General features: G+C 30.7%; 1 protein-coding gene. It reads right to left on the reverse strand.

Annotated features, from left to right (window positions below; translation table 11 throughout):
* On the reverse strand, positions 1 to 648 hold a 648-nt coding region (locus AA089_RS23125), incomplete at its 3' end, for a hypothetical protein (RefSeq protein ID WP_046759396.1).
* Positions 649 to 924: the final 276 nt, after the last annotated feature.

Consider the following 924-nt stretch of genomic DNA (forward strand, 5'->3'; position numbering starts at 1 on the left):
TAGTATTTTGTCAATTTCCTTCTCTATTTTGATTTTGAGTTCAATAAGTTTATCTCTGTCGATATGATATGTTCCAAAATTTCCCGTAAAATTATTTTCAATTTCCTTTTTGTTTAAATATTTATATACAAGTAGATTCTCAAGAGTTGGTGAGTAATTACAAATAGGTGATTCTTCATCATTTATATTGTAAAATGAATATCTATCTTCAGTTGTTTGATCATTTTTAAGGGATTCATTTTGCTCTCTTTTTAAATGGCAAGGATAACAAACTTCTTGGGGAAGATATTCACTATCTGTCGGTATTATAGGGACACCACAATCCTCACATTTTAGAGCTACTTTTGAATCCCACCAATTCGGACAATTTCTTAACCACTTATCAGGTGACGGGAAGTAAAATTCAGCATTATACTTTTCAGCTAAGGTTTTTCCAATTCTTTTGGCTTCTTCGCTCAGTTCTTCCTCATTTTCAAAGTCCATATAGTTTAGAGTAGTTACTGTTTTCTTTTCGTAACCTTGCTTGGTTTTAAAAACGAGTTCTATATCTAACGCTAAGTAATTTATATCCGAATACCATAAGCATTGAACAGCTTTAGGTTTTTTATTGTCTTCTCCAACAATAGTCTGAATTATTTTTTTTAGCATTTTTGGTTTCAATAACTTACAACATTATTTCGCACTTAAGATAGCAAAGGTTTATGCTCACTTTTTATGCTGATTTGAGCTTTTCCTGTATTCGCCTATTTCATAACTAATGTAACTGCGATTATAACAATTACTGCAATCATAATGTATGTCATAGGTTTCTTTATGTGATGGATAATGGCGTAGCCTAATATACGTTAATTTTTGTTTTAGCACAGATTTTAGCAATTCTACATGATTCGGTGGATTTTTAGATTTTTGTGAGATTCCTTGTTA

Origin of the sequence: Kordia jejudonensis, assembly GCF_001005315.1 — a bacterium.
Lineage (GTDB): Bacteria > Bacteroidota > Bacteroidia > Flavobacteriales > Flavobacteriaceae > Kordia > Kordia jejudonensis.